A 21,114-nucleotide genomic window follows, 5' to 3' on the forward strand; every position below is an offset into this window, starting at 1 on the left:
GGTACGGGCATCATGGTCGTCGTCTTCGTGCTGGTGGGCGTGGCGGTCCTGGCCGCGTTCGTGGGACTGCACTGGTACGTATGGCGACGCCTGGTGCGTGACACCACGTCCGGTCCCGGGCTCGCCCGGCGTGCGGGCACGGTGGTCTTCGTCGCCGGTCCCGTGCTGATGTTCGCCGGCATCGCGTCCGAGCAAGCGGGTGCGCCGTTCTGGCTCCAGCGCACGCTGGCCTGGCCCGGCTTCCTGTGGATGGCGCTGTCGATCTACCTGGTCCTCGCCGTGGTGGCGGGTGAGGTCGTACGGCCGCTGCTGCGGCGGTTCGTGGAACGACGAGCGGATGCGGGGGCAGATGCGGGGGCAATAGCACCCTCGGATCTCGTGGAATCGGCGATCGGTTCTCGGCCGGTCGCCGAATCGGTCGCTCATGAACATGCTGCTGCCGGTGCCGGATTCGGCACCGGATCCGGATCCGGTGCTGACGCGCCGTCCGCCGCGACCGGGCACCCCGACACGTCCCCTTCCGGCACTCCGGAGACCGCGGCCGCCGCGACGCCCTCCGGGGTCTCCCGTCGCCTCTTCGTCTCCCGCGCGGTGGGTGGGACCGCCGCTGCCGCCGCACTGGCGACGGTGGGGTACGGCACGTACGGCGTTCTGCGCGGGCCGAAGGTGAAGCGGGTGACCGTGCCGCTGGCCAAGCTGCCACGCTCGGCGCACGGGTTCAGGATCGCCGTCGTCAGCGACATCCACCTCGGGCCCATCCTGGGCCGGGACTTCTGCCAGCGGGTCGTCGACACGATCAACTCGACACAGCCCGACCTGATCGCGGTCGTCGGTGACCTGGTGGACGGCAGCGTGAAGGACCTCGGGCCCGCCGCCGCGCCGCTCGCGCGGCTGAAGGCGCGGCACGGAAGCTACTTCGTCACCGGCAACCACGAGTACTTCTCCGGCGCCGAACAGTGGGTCCGAGAAGTGCGCGAACTCGGTCTGCGACCGCTCGAGAACGCGCGCACGGAACTGGCCGGATTCGACCTTGCGGGCGTCAACGACGTTGCGGGAAAGAGCGAGGGTCAGGGGCCCGACTTCGGCCAGGCGCTCGGCGACCGGGACACGGCACGGGCCGCCGTGCTCCTCGCCCACCAGCCGGTCCAGATCCACGACGCCGTCAAGCACGGAGTCGACCTCCAGCTCTCCGGCCACACCCACGGCGGCCAGTTCTGGCCCGGCAACTACATCGCCGAGCTCGCCAACCCCACGGTCGCGGGCCTGGAGCGGTACGGCGACACGCAGTTGTACGTCTCCCGAGGCGCCGGCGCCTGGGGACCGCCGACCCGCGTGGGCGCCCCGTCCGACATCACTGTCGTGGAGCTGGCCTCGACACAGGCGTGACCGGCGTACCGGCGTCACACCGGGCCGCACCAGCCGCCCCCGCCCCCGCCCGCAAGCATGAGAAACCTATGTGACACCGGTCGGTAACTCCCGCCCCCACAAGCAGAGTTGAACCCTCAGATGCCTCTTCCCTCAGTTGAAACTCCTGTGGTTAGGTGATCCCTGTCACTGGGGAGTGACACGGGGGTGGGGCCTGGGGAGGGCAACCGATGCGATCGGTTCGCATGCGGATTCTCGCGACGCTGCTGGTGCTGGCGGCCGCGGGAGTCGGCGGCTGGCAGCTGCTGCCGGCGCAGGGGGACAAGAACAAGACCATCAGGGTCGGGACGACGGACGCCGTCACATCACTCGACCCGGCCGGCGCGTACGACGCCGGCTCCTGGGCGCTGTTCAGCAATGTGTTCCAGTCACTGCTGACGTTCGAGCCGGACGGCGCCGCCCCCGTGCCCGACGCCGCGGAGAGTTGCCGCTTCGAGGACACCGGACTGGATACGTACACCTGTACGCTGCGCGACGACCTGACCTTCCCGAGCGGGCGCGAGATGACCGCCGAGGACGTGAAGTACTCCTTCGACCGGGTCAAGGCCATCAACTCGGACGTGGGCCCGGTCTCCCTCTTCGACACCCTCGGCTCGGTGGACGCGAAGGGTCTCACGGTCACCTTCCACCTGTCCTCGCCGGACGCCACCTTCCCGTTCAAGGTGGCCACCGGCGCCGGTTCGATCGTCGACCACACCCGCTATCCGAAGGGCGCCCTGCGCACCGACCGCGGCGCCGACGGCACCGGCATGTACGTACTGAAGACGTATACGAAGGGCAAACAAGCCGTCCTCGCCCCCAACGAGCGCTACCGGGGCGCCGTCGAAGAGCCCGGCAGTCCCACTGTGCTGCGCTACTACGCCGACCCCAAGGCGCTGGAGAGGGCCTGGAAGGGGAAGGCGATCGACGTCGCCACCCGCCAGCTGCCCCCCGCGGTGCTCGCCGGCCTCTCGCCGAGCGACCCGGACCAGCACGTCACCGAGGCCGACAGCGCCGAGACCCGCAACCTCGTCCTCAACGTCCGCGGGGGCTCGGCGCTCCACGACCGCCTCGTACGCCAGGCCCTCGCCGCGCTGATCGACCGCGAGCAGCTGGTCAGCGAGACGTACAAGGGGACCACCGAAGCGCTGTACGGGCTGGTCCCCACGGGCATCACGGGCCACTCGACCTCGTTCTTCGACGCCTATCCCAAGCCCAGCGAGGAGAAGGCGCGGGCGCTGCTCGCGGAGGCCGGGGTGCAGCTTCCGGTCCGCTTCACCTACGGGTACGCCGAGGGCCGGGGTGCCGCCGGCGAGGAGGCCGCCGAGCTCAAGAAGCAGCTGGAGGCGGGCGGCCTGTTCAAGGTGGAGACCAAGGGCTACGAGTGGACCGACTTCCAGAAGCGGTACGCGGAGGGCCAGTTGGACGCGTGGGCGGTCGGCTGGGTCGCCGACTTCCCCGACCCGGACACCTTCAGCACCCCGCTCGTCGGTACCGGCAACACCATGAAGAACGGCTACAGCAGCAAGGAAGTCGACCGGCTGATTCAGGCCAGTCAGCAGTACGAGGACCGCAGCCGTACGCCGGACGACTTCGAGGAGCTGCAGGAAATCGTGGCCCAGGATGTTCCCCTGATTCCCCTGTGGCAGCGCAAGGAGTATGTAGTCAGCAGTGAGGACGTCGGGGGCGGCCAGTATCTGTCGGACGGGACCGGGGTCTTCCGCCTCTGGCGGCTGAACTGGATATGACAGCTGACGTGATCTCGCGGGGTGGACCCGCAGCCCAGTGACATCGTGCTCTCGCCCAACGCAGCACCATGTGTAGGAGGTGTGTGCGGGGTGAGGAGTTGACGTGTTGAGACGCAACTCGTTCCGGCTGCCCCGGCATCCGGCGTCCGTCGGCCTCGCCAGGCGCCGGGTGCGTGACCATCTGTCGGACTGGGGTCACAGTCCGGACGACCCCGCCGTGGCCGACGTCGTTCTGCTCGTCTCCGAGCTGGCGACCAACGCAGTGCGCCACGGCATGCTCCTGGACCGGGAGTTCGAGGTCGCGGTGACCGCCCTCGCCGACGGATCCTGCTTCATCGAGGTCTCCGACGAGGACTTCGCCGAACCCCGGCTGCGGCCGGTCACCGAGGGGGAGGAGACCGGCCGCGGGCTCCTTCTCGTGGATAACATCGCCGTGGCGTGGGGGGTGTGGAGCCGGGGGCGCTACGGGAAGACGGTGTGGGCGCTGGTGTCCGCGGCCCCTTGACCGCCGCCCTCTCGACCGCCGGGCCGATGACTCACGGGGTCGGTGACTCACGGGGTCGGTGACGCACAGGTTCGGTGACTCACGGGTTCGGTGACTCACGGGTTCGGTGTGGAGCCGTACGCCGTCAGGAAGCGGTCGCGGAAGTCGCTCATCTTCCAGACCGGGGCGTTGTGCTCGGGCCGCAGGCCGTCCGTCCAGCCCCAGTCGGCGATCTTGTCGAGGACCTTCGGGTCCTTGGCGACGATCGAGATCGGCACGTCACGGCTGGCGTTGCTGCCGCTGACCCGGGAGATGGGCTGGTGGTCGCCGAGGAAGACGAGCACGGTGTTGTCGTTGCCGTACTTCACCAGGTAGTCGATGAGGCTGGTCACCGAGTACTGGATGGACTTGCCGTACTCCTCCTTCGACTTGGTGGCGTCGGTGAGGATGTCGGCGGGATCCTTGCCGGCTTTCTGGATGGCGTTGTAGATCGAGCCGTCGCCGACCTGGTCCTGGGGGACCGTCTCGGGAATCGGCGCCCAGGGCTGGTGGCTGGAGGTCAGGATGATCGTCGACATGAGCGGCTTGTCGTGCTTCTTGCCGTGCTCCAGTTGCTCGAACGCGGTCAGGGCGTGCTGGTCGGGCATGGTCGACCAGCTGAACTTCGGCCCCTTGTAGCCGAGTTTGCTGGAGTCGTACACCTTGTCGATGTCGTAGAACTTCGACTCCGGCCAGGCCTTCTGGATGCCCGGCATGACGCCGACCGTGTCCCAGGCGCCGGTCTTCTTGAAGGCGCCGGACAGGGTCAGATGGTCGCCGGAGGTGACCGTGCGGTAGCGCCCCTGGCTGTTGATCCACAGGCAGGACATGAAGGTGGAGTGGCCCAGCCAGCTGCTTCCGCCGTACGTCGCCGAAGTGAGCCAGCCGCTCTCGGCCGCGAACCCAGCCTTGCGCAGCTTCTCGTTCGACTCCGTCAGCGTCGCGTCGACCCCCGGCGCCATGATCGGGTCCTCGATCACGCTGCGGCCGTAGCTCTCGATGAAGGTGATCATCATGTCCTTGCCGCGCAGCTCGGTGAGCAACTGCTCCGGCGGGGTCTTGGCGAACGTGTCCTCCTTGGCCACCTTGGCGAACTCGGCCTCGTCATGCAGGGTCTTGCGCACCCGCTCCACTCGCTGCTGGACCAGCGTGGCCGTGCGGTCGGAGGCGATCGGCACCCCGGCGACCTGCACACTGAGCGCCGTACAGGTGATCCAGACAGTCCCGAGGACCAGGGTCGCGCGCGTCGCCCTGACGGTGTGCCGGGCCGGCAGGTTGCTGAGCCGGACCACGGACAGCGCCATGAGCACGAGCAGGGCGACGACGAGAGCAAGGGCCGCCACGGTGGCACCGATCGCGCCCGTCTCGCCCAAGGTGTCCTTGAGGTACGCCTGCGTGTCGGCGAACAGGCCCCAGTCGAGGATCACGTCGAAGCCCCGGCCGAGGTACTGCGGGAAACCGATGTCGAGGAGGCTCAGGATGGCCATGACACCGAGGCTCAGCCCCGCGAGCACCGCCACCACGAGACGTGGCCTGCGCGGCAGCACGATCATCACGGCGGCACCGAAGATCGCCTCCACCGGGATGCGGGTGAACTGCCTGAGCCTGAGGGCGCCGGGCACGTTCGGCAGGTTGAGGGCGGCGATCACGAGCGCGGCGGCCAGCAGATTGATGGTCCACGTCAGGGTCCGCGCCGCGACGGGGTACCTGTCCCGCCAGCCACGCCAAGGCCAAGGCCGACGTGGGCCGGATGTCGCGAGTGGTACGTCGTCAGCGGTCGCCTGGTCCCCGTCCGGCAGCTGCCGAGAGCTCGTGTTGATCGACAACCCGAAGGTCCCACGACCCAACGACGGCCCACGTTCAAGCGTCCAGGTCCGCTTATGTTCAAGCGAACCCCCGCACTTGTTCAAGCAGCTCACCCCGCGGACGGCACACCCGTCTCACCGCACCGGCAGCGTCACCGTCACCGCGAGCCCCTCACCCGGCGCCGTCCGCACCACCACCTCACCCCCGTGCGCCGTCACCACCCCCTGCACGATCGCCAGCCCGAGCCCGCTCCCGGCCCCGCCGCCCGCCCGGAAGAACCGGTCGAAGATGCGCGCCGCGTCGTCCTCCCCGAGCCCCGGCCCCTGGTCCGCGACACACAGTCGTACGACCCCGCCCGCGCGTTCCAGACCGAGCCGCACCGGCACCTCGGCGGGCGTGTGCGTGCGTACGTTGGCCACGAGGTTGCCCAGAACCTGCCGTATCCCCGACTCGTCGGCCTGGACCAGAAGGGTGCCGTCGGCGCCCACGGTCACCGGGCGCCCCGGCTGCTGGGCCCGCAGATCCTCGGCCGCGTCCCGCACCAGACGGCTCAGGTCGACGTTCTTGAAGCGCAGTTCGGGACGCTGGTCGAGCCGGGCCAGGGTGAGCAGCTCGTCCACGAGCCGGCCCATACGGTCGGCCTCCGCGTTCATCCGGTCCCAGGCCCGCTTCCGCTCCTCCGGCTCGCGCAGCATCCCTTTCTCGTACAGCTGGAGATAGCCCCGTATCGCCGACAGCGGGGTACGCAGCTCGTGCGAGGCGTCCGCGACGAAACGGCGCAGCTGGGCCGCGCTGCGCTCGCGTGTCCGGTACGCCGATTCCACCTGGTGGAGCATGGAGTTGAGGGCGAGCCGCAACTGCTCGACCTCCTGGGTCGGATGGTGGCTGGAGGGCACGCGGCGGGTCAGATCCCCCTCCGCGATCGCGGTCGAGGTCTCCACCATGTCCTCCAACGGCCGCATCCGGCGGCGCACGCTGAACATCGTCAGGCACGCGAGCAGCGACAACAGCATGGTCCCGAAGGTCAGATCGAGCTTGAGGGCCATGCCGATGCCCTTGTGCAGGGCCTCGGTCGAGGTGGCGAGCAGCACGTAGGTACCGTCGCCGAGCCGTGCCCCGGTCGCTCGGTAGGCGGCGCCGCGCACGGTGATGTCGCGCGGATCGCCGGCGGCGACGAGCGCGCCGGGGTCGTCCACGGCGGCGGCCAGCGCGCGCTGGCTCTCGGTCGGCTTGCCCCCGGCGATGTCGATGGCCTTCCCGCTGCCGTCGACCGCCGCGAAGATCGAGTCGGGCCGCGGTGAGTCGTCCGTGAGGGGGATGAGCCGGTCGCGGATGAACGCCAGCTTGTTCAACGAGTCGATCTGATCCATCGTGAGCTGCGAACTTGCCAGTGAATCCCGGGTCTTGGTCAGCTCCGCATCGACCTGGACGACCAGATAGTGCCGCATGCCCATCAGGCTGATGGCGGTCGCCATGATGATGCCCAGGGCCAGCAGTGCCACGTTCGCGAGGGTCAGTTGGCCGCGCAGCGAGTGGATCCCGTGGTGGCGGCGACGGCGGAGGGTCATGCGAGTCCGTATCCGACGCCCCGCCGGGTCTGGATCACCGGCGGCCCCAGGGGCTCCAGCTTGCGCCGCAGATAGCTGATGTAGGTCTCCACGACGGTCGACTCGGCCGAGTGCTCGTACTGCCAAACATGGCGCAGGAGTTGCTCCTTGGGCACGATCCGCCCGCCATTGCGGACGAGGAAGCGGAGCAGGGCGTACTCGGTGGGGGTGAGTTCGACCGTACGGTCACCGCGGTGGACGCGGTACGTCGTCTCGTCCAGCTCCAGTTCGCCGTACCGCAGGGGCGGTCGCTGCGGCAGCACATCGGCGGGGCGGGTGCGGCGCAGGACGGCCGTGATCCGGGCGATGACCTCGTCGATGTTGAACGGCTTGGTGATGTAGTCGTCGCCGAAGCCGAGCGCGCCCACGATCTCGGCGGGTGCGTCCCGAGCGGTGAGGAAGACGATCGCCAGGTCGGGCTGCCGTACGCGCAGTTCACGGCCCAGGGCGCGGCCGTCGCCGTCCGGCAGCATCACGTCGAGCAGCGCCGCGTCGGGGCGGGTGCGCTCGGCGAGCGTGAGCGCCTGGCGGACGGTGCCCGCGATCATGACCTCGAAGCGGTGGTAGCGCAGGGCGATGGCAAGGACGTCCGCGATGCTCGGCTCGTCCTCGACAACCAGGACGGTGGCCCCCTCATGAGCGCTCATGTCCCCAGTATCCGCGCGCCTTTCGGGCTGTGGGGCGGCTCTCGCTTTGGAGTTCCTTGTGAGTCATGGGTTGGCCGTGTTCCCGCGCCCGTGTCGCCGTCGAAGGTGGATACCAGGACCTGGGGGGACCAACGGACCGATCGACTATCGATCGACTGTCGAATAAGGAGCGTTGAGCGTGGCGACATTGGCACGGTGGTGCTATCGGCACCGGCTGGTGGTCCTGTTGCTGTGGGTGGGGGCGCTGTTCGGACTGGGGTTCACGGCTTCGACCGCGGGCACGGACTACGCGAACGTCTTCTCTCTGCCGAACACGGACTCCAAGCGCGCGTACGACCTGATGGAGAAGGCGTTCCCGGAGAGCGCGGGTGACACCGACACGGTGGTGTGGAAGGTCGACGAGGGCACGGTCAGGGACCAGTCCGTACGATCCCGGATCGAGCCCGCGCTCGAGAAGATCGGCGCGATGAAGGGGGTCGGCGACGTCACCAGCCCGTACGCGGGCGATCAGGGCGCGGCGCAGATCAGCGAGAACGGGCGGATCGCGTACGCCCAGGTCACCTTCGGCGAGCAGGCGAACGCCGTACCCAAGGAGCTGGTGCAGGACGTCGTCGACACCGCGCAGGACGCCGAGCGCGACGGTCTGCAGGTCGACCTGGGCGGTCAGGCGATCACGCGGGTCCAGGAACCGCCCGCCGGACTCGCCGAGATGGTCGGCATCCTGGCCGCGGCTGTCGTCCTGTTCCTCGCCTTCGGCTCGCTCTTCGCGATGCTGCTCCCGATCGGCATCGCCGTCTTCGGCGTGGGCACCGGCCTGTTCTCCACGCAGCTGATCAGCCATGTCACGAACGTGCCCGACCTGGCCCCGCTGCTCGCCACGCTGATCGGACTCGGCGTCGGCATCGACTACGCGCTGTTCATCGTCACCCGGCACCGGCGCGGCATCCAGCGCGGCATGGCCCCCGAGGAGTCGGCGGTCACCGCCCTCAACACCTCGGGCCGGGCGGTGCTGTTCGCGGGCGGCACGGTGTGCATCGCGCTGGCCGGAATGCTGGTGACGAACCTGCGCTTCCTGGACGGCGTGGTCATCGGCACCTCGCTGACGGTGGTCTTCAGTGTGCTCGCGGCCGTCACGCTGCTGCCCGCGCTGCTCGGTTTCCTCGGCCCCCGGGTGCTCAGCCGCCGCCAGCGGCGCGCCCTGGCCGCCAAGGGGCCCGAGCCGGAAGGGGCGAGCGGCCTGGCAGAGCGCTGGTCGGCGGGTGTCCAGAAGCGCCCGCGCTCGGTCGCCGTGATGGCTTTGATCGTCATGGCGGTGCTCGCGCTGCCCGTGCTGTCGCTGCGGCTCGGCGCCACCGACCAGGGCAACGACGACGCGACGACGACGACCAGGAAGGCGTACGACCATCTCGCCGAGGGCTTCGGGCCCGGTTTCAACGGACCGCTCCAGGTGGTCTCGGCCGGCGGGGACACCGACGCGCTGGTGCGGGGCATCCGCGCCGCCGACGGAGTCGCCCAGGCCACCGCGCTGCCGCCCGCGCAGGGCGTCACGGTGATCCAGGTGGTGCCGACCACCTCACCGCAGTCCGAGGAGACGGACCGGCTCATCGACACACTGCGGGACGAGGTGATCCCGGACACGGGGGCCGAGGCCCATGTCGGTGGAGTGACCGCGGTCTCCAAGGACTTCTCGAGCATCACCGGCGACCGTCTGCCGTACTTCATCGCCACGATCATCGGCCTCGGCTTCCTGCTCCTGATGGTCGCCTTCCGTTCCCTCGTGGTGCCGCTCACGGCCGCCCTGATGAACCTGATCGCGGCCGCCGCGTCCTTCGGCGTCCTTGTCGCGATCTTCCAGTGGGGCTGGGGCCTGGAGCTGCTGGGCCTCGGCAAGGAGGGCCCGATCAATGCCTTCCTGCCGGTCATCATGCTCTCGCTGCTCTTCGGCCTGTCGATGGACTACCAGGTGTTCCTGGTGAGCCGGATGCACGAGGAGTGGGTCCACACCAAGGACAACGCCCGCGCGGTGCGGGTGGGCCTGGCGGAGACCAGCCGCGTCATCAACTCCGCCGCGCTGATCATGGTGTGCGTCTTCCTGGCCTTCGTGCTCAGCGGCGACGCGGGAGCGGCGATGGCAGGCGTGGGCCTGGCCGCGGCGGTCGCACTCGACGCGTTCATTCTCCGTACGGCGCTGGTGCCGGCGGCGATGCATCTGCTGGGCAAGTCCAACTGGTGGCTGCCGGCCGGGCTGGAGAAGCGGCTGCCGCATCTGGCGGTGGAGCCGGCGGAGGAGGCGGAGTCCGTGGAGCAGGTTTCGGCGGAAGGAGCGTCGGTCGTCCACGGCTTCGTCCGCGACGCGGAGGGGGCGCCGGTCGACGGGGCGGTCCTCACCCTGCTCAGCAAGGGCGGGCGTCAACTGGACCGGGTGACCTCACTGGCGGACGGCTCGTACATCGTCTCGGTACCGGCTCCGGGGACGTATCTGCTGGCGGCGACCGCTCCGTCGTACGCGGCGCGGGCCCGGCATGTGGTGGTCACGGATGAACCGCTCGTGCACGACGTGGAGTTGCGGGAGGGCGAGGTGGACGCCGTCAACTAGCCTTCGATTGCCCGGCCTTGAGGATCTCGTCGACGTCCAGGGAGACCTTGGCGCCGATGGAGTCGGGGAGGGTGACGATGTCGCCGGGGGTGTGGACGCGGTGGAGCGCGTACTCACCTCCGGCGGGGTCGGTCAGGACGTGGAGGCGCTGGTGCTTGCGGTCGACGATGACGTAGACCGGGACCTTCGCCTGGGCATACGCGGTGACCTTGGTGCGGAGGTCGTTCTGGAAATTGCTGGAGGTGACTTCCAGGACGAGACGGAATGCGACCGGGTCGTAGCAGTTGTTCTCGACGAGGTGATCCTCGATGTCGGCGTCGACGACTGCGAGATCGGGGACCGCGAAGTCCTCGGTACCGGCGGGGAGCCAGAGCCCCACTCCCTCGAGCACTTCGGTTTCGCCGCCGTCCAGACCGGCGGCGGCGAAGGGGCGTCTCAACCTGGACAGAGCGCGGGCGTGCGCAAAGTTGGGGGGTGGGGTCACGATGATCGAGCCTCCGATGATCTCGACGCGGTACCCCGGGTTGCGGTCCATGAGCCGGTTCGCCTCGGCGATCAGCGGTCGGTCGCCGTGCGGCCGCTCGACGGATGCTGCGGACATCACGTGCCTCCTGTGGGCTGGTGCCGAGAGCATCATCGTAGGCCGGACCCCACCCCCATGTCCCGTACCAGCGGCTTCACCTGAACGGGGTGCCCCGCCCCGGATCCGGCAGCAGCTTCGTCATCCCCGGCAGGAAGTCCGCGAACAGCTCGTGCACCTCGTGGACGAGCGGCCGCAGCACCCGGAAGCGGGCCAGCGACACACCCCGCGTCGTGATCCGGGCACCGCGCTCGGCGAGCCGGTAACTGCGCTCGCGCCCCTCGGTCCGGTCGAAGACCCAATACAGCACGAGCCCCATCTGGGACAGCCACATCAACTCGGGCAGCACGTCCCGCAGCTCATCCGGAACCTTCGCCTTCGACCCGGCGAGCACCTCTTGGTGCAGGGCGATCGACTCCTCGCGCGGCCCCGTCGACTCGGGCGAGAAGGGGCTGAGCGGGCTCTCCGGATCGGCGGCGTTCTTGAAGAACTGCGCCGCGAACTCGTGGTACGGCTCCGCCACGTCCAGCCACGCCTTGAGCACGCCCGCGATCCGCGCCTCCAGGTCCTTCTCGCGCTCCAGGACCGGCCGGATCGCCGCCTGGTGCTCGGCGCCGATCCGGTCGTAGAAGCCCTGGATCAGGTGCTCCTTGCCGGCGAAGTAGTAGTACGCGTTGCCGACGGAGACCCCGGCCTCCTTGGCGATGGCCCGCATGGTCGTCTTGTCGTAGCCCCGCTCCTGGAACAGCCTGAGCGCCGTCTCCAGAATCAGAGCGCGGGTCTGCTCGCTCTTGGCGACGCTCTTTTTCGCGTCACCTTCGTCGGGGGCGGGGCCGGGGTTGTCTGTCGGTGCTGGCACGGGAACAGAGCCTAACGAGTGAAGCAGGAGCCGCCGTCACAGCCGGGAGGCTCGTACGTCCACCCGAGGCTCGGCTCGTACACCCACCCGTCCCCCCGCCGGTAGGCGCCCCCGCCCCACCCCTCGGCGGCACGCGCCTCCCGCCACTTGGCGGCGGCCAGCATGGCGCCCTTGGCGAGCCGGGCCCCGGCCGGGGTACTGAGCCGATGCGCGAGCGGCCGGTGCTCGCGCAGCGCCCACAGGCATACGACCCAGGCGGTGGCCCCCCGGTAGACCTGCCCGCCGTCCCCCACGACGGTGATCTCGTCGAGGGTGGCCCCGTGATCGAGGGCGGGGAAGAGCCCCCGGGCCTCGTCGGACCCGGCCGGAACCATCCGAAGCGGCACCAGCTGGGCCTGCTTGACGAGCCAGTCCCGCAGGAAGGTGCACATCGAGCACTGGGCGTCGAAGAGAACGGTGAGCCCGAGGACCGGGACGCGCGCGGCGTTCCGGTCCTGGGCGGCCGAGGGAGCAGCCATCGGGGTCACGCTCCGGCCGACGGGGCGACCCAGTCCTGCGGCGCGATGGGCGGCAGCTGCTCCCGCTCCATGACACCCCGCCGCCGGATCTTGTTGAGTACGTACACGTTGCCGAGGTGCATGACCCCGAGGACGAGCAGGACGACGCCGAGCTTGGTCGACAGGGCCTCGAAGATGCCGCGGGCGTCGGCGATCTCGTCGTCCTGGTTCAGATAGAGCGCGACGAAGCCCAGGTTGACGAGGTAGAAGCCCACCACCAGCAGGTGATTGACGGCGTCGGCGAGCTTCTCGTTTCCGTGCAGCACGTCGGAGAGAAAGATCCGCCCGTTGTGGCTCAGCGTGCGCGCCACCCAGACGGTCAGCGCGATGCTGACCAGCAGATAGATGACGTACGCGACGACTGTGAGGTCCATGTCCCCACCCCTTCTTGAACCTTCTCGAACTTTCTTGAACGCGTTCAAAACGCTGTCGAGGAAGACTGTAGACCTGCTTTTGAACATGTTCAAGTCAGGTCGGGGAGGGTGTGGGGATGGTGTGGGGGATGCCTACGCCCGTGCGGGGCGGGCCAGTTCGGGCCGCTTGCCGTAGTCCGTGAAGCCGATGACATTGCCCCAGGGGTCGGCGACCTCGACGGTCCACCCGGTGGCGACCGGGAAGGGGGCGTCGAGGGGCTGGATCCCCGCCGAGGCCAGTGCGTCGGCGGTGGCCCGCGCGTCCCGGACCTCCAGCCACACCCGCGCCGAGGCCCACGTCGGCGGCCGATGGCTCAGCTCCTCGTCCAGGCGCAGCAGCACGCCCGGCGTCTCGTTCCCGATCTTCAGCAGTGCGATCCCGGCCTCGTCCAGCCGGAACGCCACCGGAAACCCGGCCCGCCCGTAGAAGCCCACGGCTTCCTCCAGGTCGCCCACGGGCAGCAGCACGTTGTCGAAGCCGAGCAGCTCGTACGACTCTTCATCTGACATGCCATCACATTAGGGACGGCCCCTTCGGGGAGCCCGGGGGCTGACCGTGGGGGTCACTCGATGGGGGGAGGCGGGGGACATTGCGCCTGGGTACGCTGAATCGACAGGCGAGACTCCGTCGCATGGGAGCAATCATGGCCGCCGCATCCGAGAACGGGCTCGACGAGGAGCCGTCGTACTGCTGGCCGATCCCGCCCGTCGAGGGCTGGACCGCGGACGACCTCGACCGGATTCCTGGCCTCCCGCCGCACACGGAGTTGATCGACGGGAGTCTCGTTTTCGTGAGTCCGCAGACCGCTTTCCACGCACGCTGTATGCGTCTTCTGGAGAACAGCCTTCTGGATCAGGCCCCGGGGCATCTCGATGTCATGCGGGAGATGACCATCAAGCTGGACACCAAGAATCGGCCAGAGCCTGATCTCTTGGTCTTCCCAGTGGAAGCAAACACTGGCCCCCGCCAGACCTGGTACCGGCCCGAGGACATCGTCCTTGCCGTCGAAGTCGTCTCCACCGAGTCTTGCGTACGCGACCGCGAGGTCAAGCCCCGCAAGTACGCCGCAGCCGGGTTCCCGCACTTCTGGCGGGTCGAGGAGGACGAGGGCAAGGGCCTCCCCGTTATCTACGTCTACGAACTCGACCCGGCCACCAAGTCCTACGCCCTCACCGGCATCTTCCACGACCGCCTCAAGGTCGCCCTCCCCTTCGACATCGAGATCGACCTGACGGCGATCGACCAGCGGCGGGGCGGTTCGGAGCCGGCCCGGGACTGAGTGCACAACGGCGGGCGGGAGCCGAACCGTGATTGTCAGTGGTGCCTCGTACTGTCGTCGGCATGGGAATGGTGACGTTCGTCGACGAGACGACCAGTGGGGACCGGGGCGAGGGCTGGGCGCTTGAGATCGCCGAAGAGCGGCTCAGCACACGTGAGTTGATCCGGCGGCGGGTCTTTCAGGAGGTCGCCGAGTACAACGCGCGGATGCCGCGGGTGTTCCAGGGGCTCGTGCAGCCCGAGGACACCGAGCGGGTGCGGGACGGGTACGCGTTGCGGACACCGCGCCGGATAGACCCCGAGGCACAGACCGAGCTCGCCCTCAAGGCGTTCGCGGGCAATGGGTTCCTGGTGCTCGTGGGGGACCGCCAGGTGGCCGAGCTCGACGAGGAGATCGAGCTGACCCTCGGCACCGAGGTCACCTTCCTGAAGCTCGTCGCGCTGGTGGGGGGATGACGGCCGTGTACGTCAAGACGTACAAGTCGCTGGTCCGACAGCGGATCACCGACGGCGCCATGGACGCGCTCGCCGTGGACATGCTGAAGGCCGCGGCGATCAACAGGGGTCACTGGGGCCGTGAATGGGGCGAGCTCCTGGACCTCATGCGCGGACTGCGTGTGGAGGACCGGAGCGGCCTCGCCGACGCTCTGGTGGAGCAGTACCACTCGGAGCAGGCCGGCCCGATCGCCCGGCAGAACGTCCTGACGCTGCTCGCTCTCATCTCCCCGGGCCTCCCCAGCGACCCCCTCTCCGCCGAGCGGCTCACGGAACTCGACGCCCTCGGCGGCCGCCACTCCTTCTGGTACGCCACCCGCCTCGACCTCCTCGCCGAGGCGGAGCTGGCGGCCGGCAGGCAGCTTGCCCCCGCAGTCGTGGCCGTCTTCCGCCGCACAGCCATGGAGGCCTACCGCTTCGATGCCCTTGCCGACGTGGTCAAGAAGCTCCCCGACCCCGTTCTCAACGTCGGTGAGGAGTGGGCCGAGCGCGCCATGGAACAGATGAAGCAGATGAAGCAGATGGAACAGGTGGAACAGATCGCCGGACCGAATGGTGCCGACGACAACCCCTGGCGGGCCCTGCTCGCCCACGTCACCACCGCGACCGCCTCCAAACCCACCGCCAAGTGGGACAAGCAGGCCCGCACCCTCATCGACACCCTCGGCGCGGACCGGGTCCGGGACACCGTGCTGCCCTGGCTCGCCCTCGTCGGCCGCCCCCGCACCCTCCCGCTCGAACGCCAGACGCATGAGCCGGACATCAACAGCGCCTACGACCCGTACAACGCCAACGCGCTGCGTGGCCTCGCCTGGCTGCTCTCCCTGCTTCCGCCCCACCCCGACACCGCCCGGGCGCTGGGCGCGCTCGTCGAGACCTCCCTCAAGAAGGTCGCGGGGCTCGGCCCGCGCAACCCCAAGGTCGCCAACGCCGGTGTCATCGCCCTCTCCCGCGTCGACAGCGAGCCCGCTCTCGCCGAACTGGCCCGGCTGGCCACCCGGGTGACGTACAAGAACACCGCCAAGCTGCTCGACGGCGCGCTGGAGGCGCGGGCCACCGCGCTCGGGCTGAGCCGCGAGGAGATCGAGGAGCTGGCGGTCCCGGCGTACGGTCTCACCGAGGTGGGCCATGCCCGCCACCCACTCGGTGAGCTCACCGCCCTCCTCGACATCCACGGCGGCAGAGCGGTGCTGAGCTGGCGCAGCGCCGCAGGCAAGGCGGTGAAGAGCGTCCCCGCAGCCGTGAAGCGCGACCACGCCGACGGCCTCAAGGAACTCAAGGCCGCGGTCAAGGACATCGACAAGATGCTCTCGGCCCAGAGCGAGCGCCTGGACCGGCAGTTCCTCGCCCGGCGCACTTGGTCGTACGACATCTGGCGCGAGCGCTACCTCGACCACCCCCTCGTCGGCACCTTGGCCCGCCGTCTCCTGTGGACGGTCGACGGCACCTCCGTCGGATTCGCCGACGGCGATCTGCGCACCCTCACCGACGACCCGGTGACCGGCGGCGCGGAGGTCACCGTCTGGCACCCGGTCGGACGCGAACCCGCAGAGATCGTCGCCTGGCGGGACTGGCTGGAGCGACATGCGATCACCCAGCCCTTCAAGCAGGCCCACCGCGAGGTGTACCTGCTCACGGACGCGGAACGCACCACGGACACCTACTCGAACCGTTTCGCGGCCCACATCCTGCGCCAGCATCAGTTCAACTCTCTGGCCGCGGCCAGGGGTTGGCGCAACAAGCTCCGGCTGTGCGTGGACGACGAGGCACCCCCCGCCACCCGCGAGCTGCCCCAGTGGGGCCTGCGCGCCGAGTACTGGATCGCGGGCGACGGCGAGGAGTACGGCGAGGACACCACCGACTCCGGCAGCTTTCTGCGACTGCGTACCGACCAGGTCCGCTTCTACCCGATCGACGCCCCGGAGAACTCGGCGCACTGCTGCGGCGGCGAGTACAGCATGTGGCTGCGAAACGGCGAGGATCCCGTCGCCCCCCTCTCCCTCACCGACATTCCGCCCCTCGTCCTCTCCGAAGTCCTGCGTGACGTCGACCTGTTCGTGGGTGTGGCGAGCGTCGGCAACGACCCGACCTGGCAGGACGGCGGACCCGGCGGCCGCTTCCAGGAGTACTGGACGTCGTACGGCTTCGGCGAGCTGAACCAGAGCGCCGAGACCCGCCGCACCCTCCTCGACCGCCTGATACCCCGGCTCGCCATCGCCGACCGCTGCACTCTGGAGGGCCGTTTCCTGCACGTCAAGGGGGAGCGCCACACGTACAAGATCCACCTCGGCTCGGGCAACATCCTGATGAGCCCGAACGACCAGTACCTGTGCATCGTCCCCAAGTCCGGTGGCACCAACGCCCAGACCGGCTACCTCCCCTTCGAAGGCGATCGCACCCTCGCGGTCATCCTGAGCAAGGCGATGCTGCTCGCCGACGACAGGAACATCACGGATCCGACGATCCTGAGCCAACTCTGAGGTCGGTAACCGGGCACGGGCAGAAGGGAACCGACCAGTCACCCCGACTTCTCTGTTGACCCTTTATTCCTGCAATATGACCGGCAGTCGAGTTCGGCCACCATGGCCGACATCGCGTTCAGCGATCGTCCCCACGACCTCAGGAGCAAACACCTTGACCGAGCAGCCCAATCAGCCGCCGAACCAGCCGCCCGGCTACGGGTACCCGCAGGACGCTCCGAACCCGAACCCGAACCCGTACGCGGGCGGCCAGCCGGGCCCGGGCCCGTACCAGCAGCCGGGTCAGTACGGCTATCCGCAGCCCGGTCCCGGTTACCAGCAGCCCGGTTACGCCATGCCGCCCGGCACGTTCACCGGCGACCCCAACGCCCCGTACGGCTACGACCCCTACGGGCGCCCGTACTCCGACAAGTCGAAGATCGTCGCCGGTGTCCTCCAGCTCACCCTGGGCACGCTCGGCATCGGGCGCTTCTACATGGGCAGTGTCGGCATAGGCATCGCTCAGCTCTTCACCTGCGGTGGTCTGGGCATATGGGCCCTGATCGACGGAATCCTCCTGCTGACGGGCAGCAACAACACGGACTCCCAGGGGCGGATCCTGCGTGGCTGAGTCCGGACTCCGACAGGGGTCCGTCCTGCGGCACCCGGCGGCGGCACCCCTCGTGGTGCTCGCCGCCGGGGCGGCGGGCGCCGGCTACCTCTACGTCACCGATCCGCACGAGCCGGGGCATCTGCTGCCCCGCTGCCCGTTCCGCCTCGTCACCGGGCTGCTCTGCCCGGCCTGCGGCGGTACTCGCATGGTGTACGACCTGATGCACGGTCACTTCAATGCGGCCTGGCTGGACAACAGAGTGCTGCTGCTCGCCTCGCCGTTCGCGCTGGCACTGTTGGGGTGCTGGTCTCTGGAGGGACTGCGCGGTCGCCGCTGGAGGCCCACGCTGAGCCGGTGGGCGCAGGGCCTGGTGCTCCTGGTGGCCGTGGCGTGGACCGTCGTCCGCAATCTGCCCGGCGGGCTGCTGCCGTAGTACCGGGGTGGCTGTCGGCCGGCGCTGAAGCCTGCGCCACCGCCGTCGGTGATCGACGTCCGGGCGCTCGAATCAGGCCTCGCCCGGAAGCTTGGCCGAAATTTGATCACGGGATGGGAACAATCGACGGATCTGTCTCCCGCCCGCCCCATCGGCCTCCGTATTCTCCCACGTCACAGGGGGATGACGATGGGTGCGATTTCTGTCGCGCGCGGCCTCCTGGACCTCTGCCGGAGCCGTCCGCTCCGGTTTCTCCGGTACACGCAGGAGCATCCTTCATGTCTGTCCCCACCCCTGAGGCCCCGTACGGCGTCGACCCCAAGGGCCGCGTCTACTCCGACAAGTCGAAGATCATCGCGGGTGTCCTCCAGCTCTTCCTGGGCTGCTTCGGCGCCGGACGGTTCTACGTCGGCTCCACGGGCGTGGCCCTCGGCCAGCTCTTCACCTGCGGTGGTCTGGGCATATGGGCCCTGATCGACGCGATCCTGTTCTTCACGAGCAACGACCGCACCGACAAGCAGGGCCGCGTCCTCCGCGGCTGACACCGCCTCACACGCCGTGACGTCGGTTCCCAAGACCTGGTCGTGGTCTTGGGAACCGACGTGGTCGTTCACCGGCGCGGCAAGCAGGCAGGCGGCCTACTCCCGCGAGCTCACCCGATGGCTATCCGGCTCAGCCAGTGGATCGACGCGCCGATGACCTGCGTTCCGAGCCCCGAGACCACGGCGGTCCTGCCGCCCGCGCAGAACCCCACGGATCCGTCGGACCGCACGGCCCAGATGTCGGGGACGGAGTCCTTGCTGAGGTCGGAAACGCCGACCAACTGCGGCATGCTGCTGCCGGTCCAGCCTGTCGCGCCGTACTCGATGTCCGCCCCGCCGGAGGAGTTGGCCGCGAGCGCCAGTGAGTGCCCCTCCCGCCGGTGGTGGGACACCCCCGGCAACCTCAACTGCAAGTCCACGTCGAAGCTGTGCCCGGCCTTCCCGCCCCCCTGGACGCAGCTGCGCCTGGAGACGGCGACGACGCAGGCAGCCCGCGCCGGACAGGCCGACCTCGGCAAGTTCGACCCGTACACGCTCCACCAGTCGTTCCCATCAGCGCCCCGGCTTTACCCGCCCCCGCATCGGCGTCGTCTCCACCGAGTACGGCGGTGACATCGAGGTCGAGTGCAAGTACGACTGAACCTGTTGTCCGGTCCATTGGTCGCCGGACGGCGACGAGAAGACTCCCGCCAAGGAGTGGTTCAACAAGTACGTCGTCGATTCCGTGACCGAGTTCGACAAGATCACTTCACTAGGCAAGCCGGTCGTCACGAAGTACATGTACGAGGACGCGGCCTGAGCGAACAGCGACGACAATTTCACCCGCCCCGCGCTGCGGACGTAAAGCGACTGGCGGGGCCACCGGCAGGTCTCGGTGACCCGTCCGTCCAGAAACCGTCACAGCGTCAAAATATGTCCGCCGTAAATGAATTGCGGACCTCAGAGCGGATCACCAACGAGGTAGCTCAGGGGATGCGCGGCCGGGACGAGGCAGTGCACTGGTTCTCATCGCTGGACCAAGGGGAGCCGGATTCGGTTCCGCGCGGGTTCAGGGGTCAAGGCAACCATGACCCCTGCGGTTCTCCTTGTTCGGGAGCCAATCCTCGAACAAATAGGAAAGATTGCAAGCTTGCCGCCGAATGAATCGGAAGGCGTTCCGTGTTCTGTTGTCCACGTTCGCGGTGGCTGACACGCGGCGGAGGGAGACGGAGCGTCGGGCGTCTTGTAGCCACGCATATTGAGGGCCCCCGCCGTGTCGGTACTCGACGGGGACTCCTCGGCATTTGACGGCAACGCTGACGGCAACGTCAGCGGACGACGGCTGCGGTGGGTGGACCGTCGTTGCCGTCGTCAGCCCGCCTGAGTGCGCCGCCCAGGGTGCCGATGGCTTGGCGTCGGAGGCGGAGCCGGACGTGGGCGTAGACGCCGGCGGTGACTCCGATGTGGGCGTGGCCGAGGAGTTCCTTGATCACGACGAGTTCGACGCTTTGTCCTCGACCAGCCGCTCGGCCATTCTCGGCGCTTTCGGCCGTAACAGTGTGACCAGCCGATGCCTGCCGGCCTTGCAGATCTGGACAGGGGAGCCGAACCGCTCCAGCAGGGTCAGCACCGCCGCGTGCTGCAACCGCGGCCCCAGCACCCGCGTCCTTCGCGTCCGTCTTGGCCTCGCCGGGATAGAGGTCGGCGATCCGCCGCATCGTCAGCCCCGGTAGATAGGCGACCGGGCAGCCCGTGTCCCTCGCAACCAGAGCACCGACTGAAGCCGGCTGGCCGACCACGACCAGCACCGTTCCGTGCTTGGCCTGGAGTTTCGCAACGATGTCGCCGGTGTCGATCACGTGCAGGCCCCTCCGCTCACGCTTTCGTCCGGCCTGCCACGGCACCGAGCTGCCACATCCACGTTACGGAGAGCTCTTCGGCCGGGTGAAGCCGGTGCTCAAGCCCCTCATCAGGGGCCCGTCGATGCCTTCGGGCCCGGTGACACCCCACGGATCATCAAGTACAAGGGGGGAAGCCCTGCCGGACCCGAAGGCCGGAGGCCTCATTGCGGTGCCACGAAAAAGGGCACGGGGGAGGGCCGCCCGGAGCGGAGTTGACACACCTCCACGCCGTACGTAGTGTTCTCCGGGTTGTCCGACGTGAGCGCCGACTCCGGTCGGTCCCCGGACAGCCATTCCGCAACAAGCATTCAACGAACGACGACTCGTCGGCGGCTCGTTTTCATGCGTGTTTGCGAAATGAGGAATCCGCGTTCGAGAGGACGCCACCCCGATTAGCTCGGGAGCCAGGAATCCGCTAAAGTCTCACTTGTCGGAACGGCCCAACAGCCACGAAGACAACTCCCACTGACTGGGAATCAGGCCCGAAAGGATCTGATAGAGTCGGAACCGCCGGAAAGGGAAACGCGAAAGCGGAAACCTGGAAAGCGCCGAGGAAATCGGATCGGGAAACGGTCTGATAGAGTCGGAAACGCAAGACCGAAGGGAAGCGCCCGGAGGAAAGCCTGAGAGAGTCTCTCGGGTGAGTACAAAGGAAGCGTCCGTTCCTTGAGAA

Annotated in this window: 20 protein-coding genes and 3 pseudogenes; 12 read left to right on the forward strand and 11 right to left on the reverse strand. The window is 68.7% G+C overall.

What is annotated here, in order from left to right:
* The first annotated feature begins 12 nt into the window (after positions 1-12).
* The 3 genes from ACX28W_RS35505 to ACX28W_RS35515 all read left to right on the forward strand — a co-directional run bounded on the left by ACX28W_RS35505 (position 13) and on the right by ACX28W_RS35515 (position 3,657).
* Positions 13-1,386 carry a metallophosphoesterase gene (locus ACX28W_RS35505; protein ID WP_459004139.1) on the forward strand — a complete coding sequence of 458 codons (1,374 nt, stop codon included), beginning with the start codon at positions 13-15 and terminating at the stop codon, positions 1,384-1,386.
* Between the two features lie 209 nt (positions 1,387-1,595).
* A complete protein-coding gene (locus ACX28W_RS35510) occupies positions 1,596-3,152 on the forward strand; it encodes an ABC transporter substrate-binding protein (RefSeq protein WP_459004122.1) in 1,557 nt (518 codons plus the stop codon).
* A 103-nt stretch (positions 3,153-3,255) separates the two neighbouring features.
* A complete protein-coding gene (locus tag ACX28W_RS35515) occupies positions 3,256-3,657 on the forward strand; it encodes an ATP-binding protein (protein WP_459004123.1) in 402 nt (133 codons plus the stop codon).
* A 95-nt stretch (positions 3,658-3,752) separates the two neighbouring features.
* On the opposite strand, the gene ACX28W_RS35520 is transcribed toward ACX28W_RS35515, so the two are convergent.
* From ACX28W_RS35520 to ACX28W_RS35530, 3 genes are all read right to left on the reverse strand, one after another.
* Positions 3,753-5,501 carry a sulfatase-like hydrolase/transferase gene (locus tag ACX28W_RS35520; RefSeq protein ID WP_459004124.1) on the reverse strand — a complete coding sequence of 583 codons (1,749 nt, stop codon included), beginning with the start codon at positions 5,499-5,501 and terminating at the stop codon, positions 3,753-3,755.
* A gap of 114 nt (positions 5,502-5,615) precedes the next feature.
* A complete protein-coding gene (locus ACX28W_RS35525) occupies positions 5,616-7,049 on the reverse strand; it encodes a sensor histidine kinase (protein ID WP_459004125.1) in 1,434 nt (477 codons plus the stop codon).
* Positions 7,046-7,735: a response regulator transcription factor gene (locus ACX28W_RS35530; RefSeq protein ID WP_459004126.1), complete on the reverse strand. Its 690-nt coding sequence runs from the start codon at positions 7,733-7,735 to the stop codon at positions 7,046-7,048. Before ACX28W_RS35530 ends, ACX28W_RS35525 begins: the two co-directional genes overlap by 4 nt.
* A gap of 187 nt (positions 7,736-7,922) precedes the next feature.
* On the opposite strand from ACX28W_RS35530, the gene ACX28W_RS35535 reads away from it, so the two are divergent.
* The gene (locus tag ACX28W_RS35535; protein WP_459004140.1) at positions 7,923-10,331 is read left to right on the forward strand and encodes an MMPL family transporter; all 2,409 of its coding nucleotides are present in this window, start codon (positions 7,923-7,925) and stop codon (positions 10,329-10,331) included.
* Here ACX28W_RS35535 and ACX28W_RS35540 read toward each other — a convergent pair.
* The 5 genes from ACX28W_RS35540 to ACX28W_RS35560 form a co-directional block, all read right to left on the reverse strand.
* Positions 10,324-10,932 carry a Uma2 family endonuclease gene (locus tag ACX28W_RS35540; RefSeq protein WP_459004127.1) on the reverse strand — a complete coding sequence of 203 codons (609 nt, stop codon included), beginning with the start codon at positions 10,930-10,932 and terminating at the stop codon, positions 10,324-10,326. The genes ACX28W_RS35535 and ACX28W_RS35540 overlap by 8 nt on opposite strands.
* A 76-nt stretch (positions 10,933-11,008) precedes the next feature.
* Positions 11,009-11,770 carry a TetR family transcriptional regulator gene (locus ACX28W_RS35545; RefSeq protein WP_459004128.1) on the reverse strand — a complete coding sequence of 254 codons (762 nt, stop codon included), beginning with the start codon at positions 11,768-11,770 and terminating at the stop codon, positions 11,009-11,011.
* Between the two features lie 11 nt (positions 11,771-11,781).
* Positions 11,782-12,288 (reverse strand): DCC1-like thiol-disulfide oxidoreductase family protein, encoded by a 507-nt coding sequence (locus ACX28W_RS35550; RefSeq protein ID WP_459004129.1) that lies wholly within the window; start codon positions 12,286-12,288, stop codon positions 11,782-11,784.
* A gap of 5 nt (positions 12,289-12,293) precedes the next feature.
* On the reverse strand, positions 12,294-12,701 hold the full coding sequence (locus tag ACX28W_RS35555) for a hypothetical protein (protein WP_362071454.1): 408 nt from the start codon (positions 12,699-12,701) through the stop codon (positions 12,294-12,296).
* Between the two features lie 132 nt (positions 12,702-12,833).
* Positions 12,834-13,250, reverse strand: coding sequence for a VOC family protein (locus ACX28W_RS35560; protein ID WP_459004130.1), 417 nt, complete (start codon positions 13,248-13,250; stop codon positions 12,834-12,836).
* Between the two features lie 134 nt (positions 13,251-13,384).
* On the opposite strand from ACX28W_RS35560, the gene ACX28W_RS35565 reads away from it, so the two are divergent.
* The 6 genes from ACX28W_RS35565 to ACX28W_RS35590 all read left to right on the forward strand — a co-directional run bounded on the left by ACX28W_RS35565 (position 13,385) and on the right by ACX28W_RS35590 (position 18,561).
* Positions 13,385-14,020 (forward strand): Uma2 family endonuclease, encoded by a 636-nt coding sequence (locus ACX28W_RS35565; RefSeq protein WP_459004131.1) that lies wholly within the window; start codon positions 13,385-13,387, stop codon positions 14,018-14,020.
* A 62-nt stretch (positions 14,021-14,082) separates the two neighbouring features.
* Entirely contained in the window at positions 14,083-14,475 is a 393-nt protein-coding gene (locus tag ACX28W_RS35570) for a hypothetical protein (protein WP_459004132.1), read from the forward strand.
* Complete coding sequence (locus ACX28W_RS35575; RefSeq protein ID WP_459004133.1) at positions 14,472-16,994, forward strand: DUF4132 domain-containing protein; 2,523 nt, start codon at positions 14,472-14,474, stop codon at positions 16,992-16,994. Before ACX28W_RS35570 ends, ACX28W_RS35575 begins: the two co-directional genes overlap by 4 nt.
* 154 nt (positions 16,995-17,148) lie before the next feature.
* Positions 17,149-17,604: a TM2 domain-containing protein gene (locus ACX28W_RS35580; protein WP_459004134.1), complete on the forward strand. Its 456-nt coding sequence runs from the start codon at positions 17,149-17,151 to the stop codon at positions 17,602-17,604.
* A complete protein-coding gene (locus ACX28W_RS35585; RefSeq protein ID WP_459004135.1) occupies positions 17,597-18,019 on the forward strand; it encodes a DUF2752 domain-containing protein in 423 nt (140 codons plus the stop codon). Before ACX28W_RS35580 ends, ACX28W_RS35585 begins: the two co-directional genes overlap by 8 nt.
* A 278-nt stretch (positions 18,020-18,297) precedes the next feature.
* A complete protein-coding gene (locus ACX28W_RS35590; RefSeq protein WP_362071446.1) occupies positions 18,298-18,561 on the forward strand; it encodes a TM2 domain-containing protein in 264 nt (87 codons plus the stop codon).
* A 110-nt stretch (positions 18,562-18,671) separates the two neighbouring features.
* Here the strand turns inward: ACX28W_RS35590 and ACX28W_RS35595 are convergent, their stop codons facing one another.
* Entirely contained in the window at positions 18,672-18,980 is a 309-nt protein-coding gene (locus ACX28W_RS35595) for a hypothetical protein (protein WP_459004142.1), read from the reverse strand.
* Between ACX28W_RS35595 and ACX28W_RS35600 the strand changes: the two are divergent.
* Together ACX28W_RS35600 and ACX28W_RS35605 are read left to right on the forward strand one after the other, a co-directional pair.
* Positions 18,937-19,402 (forward strand): annotated as a pseudogene (locus ACX28W_RS35600) (hypothetical protein); the annotation flags it as partial. The gene ACX28W_RS35595 and the pseudogene ACX28W_RS35600 overlap by 44 nt on opposite strands.
* 298 nt (positions 19,403-19,700) lie before the next feature.
* On the forward strand, positions 19,701-19,802 hold the full coding sequence (locus ACX28W_RS35605; RefSeq protein WP_459004136.1) for a DUF5958 family protein: 102 nt from the start codon (positions 19,701-19,703) through the stop codon (positions 19,800-19,802).
* 66 nt (positions 19,803-19,868) lie between these two features.
* Here the strand turns inward: ACX28W_RS35605 and ACX28W_RS35610 are convergent.
* Together ACX28W_RS35610 and ACX28W_RS35615 are read right to left on the reverse strand one after the other, a co-directional pair.
* A pseudogene (locus ACX28W_RS35610) lies at positions 19,869-20,051 on the reverse strand (site-specific integrase); the annotation flags it as partial.
* Positions 20,051-20,372, reverse strand: a pseudogene (locus tag ACX28W_RS35615) (IS110 family transposase); the annotation flags it as partial. The pseudogenes ACX28W_RS35610 and ACX28W_RS35615, both read right to left, overlap by 1 nt.
* Between the last annotated feature and the right edge of the window lie 742 nt (positions 20,373-21,114).

This window comes from Streptomyces sp. SD15 (assembly GCF_054462255.1).

Bases quoted from the DNA above. Each gene is read 5' to 3' on its own strand.
- ACX28W_RS35505 (WP_459004139.1), top strand. From the start codon at position 13: ATGGTCGTCGTCTTCGTGCTGGTGGGCGTGGCGGTCCTGGCCGCGTTC.
- ACX28W_RS35510 (WP_459004122.1), top strand. From the start codon at position 1,596: ATGCGATCGGTTCGCATGCGGATTCTCGCGACGCTGCTGGTGCTGGCG.
- ACX28W_RS35525 (WP_459004125.1), bottom strand. From the start codon at position 7,049: ATGACCCTCCGCCGTCGCCGCCACCACGGGATCCACTCGCTGCGCGGC.
- ACX28W_RS35530 (WP_459004126.1), bottom strand. From the start codon at position 7,735: ATGAGCGCTCATGAGGGGGCCACCGTCCTGGTTGTCGAGGACGAGCCG.
- ACX28W_RS35540 (WP_459004127.1), bottom strand. From the start codon at position 10,932: ATGTCCGCAGCATCCGTCGAGCGGCCGCACGGCGACCGACCGCTGATC.
- ACX28W_RS35550 (WP_459004129.1), bottom strand. From the start codon at position 12,288: ATGGCTGCTCCCTCGGCCGCCCAGGACCGGAACGCCGCGCGCGTCCCG.
- ACX28W_RS35555 (WP_362071454.1), bottom strand. From the start codon at position 12,701: ATGGACCTCACAGTCGTCGCGTACGTCATCTATCTGCTGGTCAGCATC.
- ACX28W_RS35560 (WP_459004130.1), bottom strand. From the start codon at position 13,250: ATGTCAGATGAAGAGTCGTACGAGCTGCTCGGCTTCGACAACGTGCTG.
- ACX28W_RS35565 (WP_459004131.1), top strand. From the start codon at position 13,385: ATGGCCGCCGCATCCGAGAACGGGCTCGACGAGGAGCCGTCGTACTGC.
- ACX28W_RS35570 (WP_459004132.1), top strand. From the start codon at position 14,083: ATGGGAATGGTGACGTTCGTCGACGAGACGACCAGTGGGGACCGGGGC.
- ACX28W_RS35575 (WP_459004133.1), top strand. From the start codon at position 14,472: ATGACGGCCGTGTACGTCAAGACGTACAAGTCGCTGGTCCGACAGCGG.
- ACX28W_RS35590 (WP_362071446.1), top strand. From the start codon at position 18,298: ATGTCTGTCCCCACCCCTGAGGCCCCGTACGGCGTCGACCCCAAGGGC.
- ACX28W_RS35605 (WP_459004136.1), top strand. From the start codon at position 19,701: ATGAATCGGAAGGCGTTCCGTGTTCTGTTGTCCACGTTCGCGGTGGCT.